Here is a 3,303-nt window from a genome sequence, read left to right on the forward strand (position 1 = left end):
TCGGCCGTCGGACTGCCTTCGTGATCCAGTAAGCCGACGATAATATCCTGCTTGGAAACGATGCTCTCGTTGTGAACGAGTTGGCCCATAAAATATATGAGCCGGCTCTGTGCCGGTGTGGGCATGGGCCTTCTCCCTGGTCGGGCGAAAGCCTGATGATCGCTCCCAAGCGCCTCGTGCCTGTTTGTTTTTGATTTTTCGAGGCGACCGCAGCAGTGTGCGCTCGTTAGCAGGCCATGGCAACCGGCCAGGCAATTGCAGCATCCACGCTGCGCACGCCGCCCTGACCGCGCGTGCCGGCCCCTGGCGTCGCTCGGCCGCTACTTCAGTGTTTCCGGTTGACAATCGTGGTCGGCGCACCGCATTTTCGCATTGAGGGACAAACGTGGGGAACCCTGCATGAAGAAGCCTTATCAGAAGCCGGAACTAAAGAAGCGCGAGAAGCTCTCGGCCGTAACGGCTGTGTGCACGCCATCAACCTGCACCGATGAGTGAGAACCTTTAGGCCCAAGGCGCTTTGCCGAAATTCGCTAGAGAGGGACTGCAGTGAAGAAAGAATACAGCAAGCCAGTACTGACCAAACGTGGGCGTCTCAGCGCAGTGACGGCGCAATTGGCACCCAGTGTTGAACCCAGAGGAGCCTAGGCAAACCCCTGCAACAAAGCCAGTTGGCTTCGGCGGCGGGCTTTTCCGCTTCCAGGCGCCGAAACTTATCTTCGCGTGCCTGTCACAACGAGCCATGCGGTTTCCGTGCTCGGTCTCCGCACTTCAGGGTCGCTGAACCCTGCCTCTCGCAAGGCAGCAATGACCTCATCCGGCTCGCGAGGTGTAAAAATATCGGCCGGCATGTTCATCCGGTCCATATGTGCCTTCGGGAGGAAGCCAAGCACGACGCGACCGCCTGGTTTGAGGACGCGATGGAGCTCTGCGGATCCAGCTCTAAGGCTTTGCCAGAAGTACACTGTGTGGACGCTGAGAGCCTTGTCGAATGTGCTATCCGGCAAGGGCAAGTCCTCGACTAGCCCGGTTCGGAACTCGGCTCGTCCGACGCGCACTGCATCGGCGAACCGGTGGGAGGCAGCGTTCACGACATCCTGCGAGCGGTCAACACCGCAAACGAATGCTGCCTCACGGATAAGTTGCGGCAGTAAAACTGCGCCGCCGAAACCGACCTCCACGGCACGATCTACCGGGACCAGGTGCACTTGATCGAGAGCGTAGCCGTTGAGCCGGGCATTGCCCCGGTTCATTCCGGCCCGGACCAGCCAGCCGCCGGTTCGGTCGGCCAGGACAGTGGTTTCGCTATAAATCGTGGCGCCATCCGATCCCACCCATATTCGGGTCATCTAGCCACCATGCGCCTAGAAGCGGCCGCCCCGCAAACGCTGCTTCGATAGCGATGACCAGTTGGGTTGTGCTGCGCTCTTAGGCGTCGCATTCCAGCGGCTGGTGGTCCGGTTGCTCGTGCCACATCACCTGGCGGAAGTCGCGACGGTCTACCTTTTGCGCGCAAATGGGGCGCGCATAGAAATGCTCTTCCCAGTCAGGTCATGTGGCTTGCCGGGGATGGGCGGTCCGAGGTTGGCTATTCTGGCCGTGCCCGACCGAACCCGTCGTAGCGGCAAAACTTCTGCAAGGCGTGCCCGTTGTCCGATCGCCCGCTCGCATTTTTTGTACCATATATTCGCGGCTTCCATTAGCATCCCCTCATGGCAACTCTGCGGTACGGCGTAAGGCGGGAACCGGATGGGACGTGGACGGTGTTCGACGTGTTCACCGGGCTGCCGGCTATTGTAGCGGGCCACCCATCTGTCGACCTTCCCGACATGGAGTATGCCGAAGAGCTGGCGGCCATCCTGAATGCCAACGACCTGAAGCAGAGGCTATCTCAAGGGAGGTTCCCCGGAGGGTTCGCCTGACTGAAGTGGCATTAGCCCCCGTTGTATGCCCATCCAGGATGGTTCGTCCGATCCGAGCAAGCATTTGTTATTGATCTACCGACTACGACGGTCTTAAATCGACTTGCCATTGCGTTTCGTAGGGAGGATGTGATGAGCAACGTGGTGTCAATTCGCAAGGCCACGCCTCGCGTGGAAGTGGTCGGAGCCAGTGGCGAATGGGTCGTCCGCATCATAGAGACCGACCAGGAAATTACACGCTCATTCGGCCTGGAATCGTTTGCGCTGTCCTTCGCTGAAGGCCAGCGGATACGGCTACATCTCGACAAGGTTGTGCGGCTTCAGGACCCTCCTGCGGCTAGGTAACCTCAGTACCTGGACGGTGTTGGACGATTCCATGGCTGGTGAGATGCTTGCGGTGTGACGTCTCTCGTCCGCCGGACGCAAGGGCGGCGGGCACCTTTTGAATTGACAAGGCGCGGGCTGATTGACAACCTTTGGCTGTAAATGCGCTTTGCCTCAAATTTCCACTGGAGGGACTGCATGAAGAAAGAATACAGCAAGCCAGTACTGACCAAACGTGGGCGTCTGAGCGCAGTGACTGCGCAATTGGCACCCAGTGTTGAACCGCGATCCACATCCTAAGCAAACCACGGCCCTGCAACAAAAGCCCGCTGGCTTCGGTCGGCGGGTTTTGTTCTGACGCGTGGTAGGAACCGGCGATGAGGCTGTTCCTCGTCGCACTCGTTGTTTTGTCTTTGATGGCCGTCGGCTTCTGGCTGGCGGCCCAGTTGTTCCTGCCTCACTGATCGAGCTCCAGCGGCTCATGATCTGGTTGCTCGTGCCACATGACCTGGCGGAAGTCGCGCTTGTCGACCTGCTGGCCGCAGATCGGGCATGGGTGAAATCGATCGTGCCCGTCCTGCGGTTGGTGTGGCTTGCCGGGCTTAGGCGGTCCAAGGTCGGCTATTCTGGTCATGCTCGAACGAACACGATTTCGCGGCAAAAGTTCCTTCAGTTGCTCTTCTCAGTTGGTGAAAGACATCGCACCAAAAGCGATAGTCATCTGGTCGACCGTCGAAATGAGCCTCCAAAGCGCACTGCGCCACGGCGGTCGCCGCTTCCAACCCGTAGAGATCGACCGCAGGTTGAGCGGCCTGATCTCGGTACATGCGAGGCGAGGAGGAATTGCAGCGCACCTATTTCGTCTGGCAGGTCGGACTTCATCGAATCGGAATGGGTTTTTTACACATTCGTTTATCTATTCATGGTTTCTAATACATATGGCATCCAACGCGTTCACCCGGATCTGGTTTGCTTTGAGCCGCCTAAGGCGCGCCACGAACGGTAACGTTGCCGTCATCGTTGCCTTCACCTTGCCGGTCGTGGTTGGCGGCGCCGGCCT

General features: G+C 58.8%; 4 protein-coding genes. 2 read left to right on the forward strand and 2 right to left on the reverse strand.

The genetic code is table 11. The features are described 5' to 3' along the window. Nucleotides 1–710: 710 nt before the first annotated feature. Entirely contained in the window at nt 711–1,346 is a 636-nt protein-coding gene (locus tag NKH35_RS31065; RefSeq protein WP_023670654.1) for a class I SAM-dependent methyltransferase, read from the reverse strand. Nucleotides 1,347–1,709: 363 nt separating this feature from the next. Between NKH35_RS31065 and NKH35_RS31070 the strand changes: the two genes are divergently transcribed. Beyond that, on the forward strand, nt 1,710–1,919 hold the full coding sequence (locus NKH35_RS31070) for a hypothetical protein (protein WP_023694061.1): 210 nt from the start codon (nt 1,710–1,712) through the stop codon (nt 1,917–1,919). Nucleotides 1,920–2,051: 132 nt separating this feature from the next. Next, nucleotides 2,052–2,264 carry a hypothetical protein gene (locus NKH35_RS31075; RefSeq protein ID WP_023690461.1) on the forward strand — a complete coding sequence of 71 codons (213 nt, stop codon included), beginning with the start codon at nt 2,052–2,054 and terminating at the stop codon, nt 2,262–2,264. 581 nt (nt 2,265–2,845) lie between these two features. On the opposite strand, the gene NKH35_RS32120 is transcribed toward NKH35_RS31075, so the two are convergent. Then, nucleotides 2,846–3,070, reverse strand: coding sequence for a Y4oE-related protein (locus tag NKH35_RS32120; protein WP_502907018.1), 225 nt, complete (start codon nt 3,068–3,070; stop codon nt 2,846–2,848). Nucleotides 3,071–3,303 lie beyond the last annotated feature (233 nt).

The sequence above is a fragment of the Mesorhizobium sp. M1143 genome (genome assembly GCF_040318435.1).
GTDB lineage: Bacteria > Pseudomonadota > Alphaproteobacteria > Rhizobiales > Rhizobiaceae > Mesorhizobium.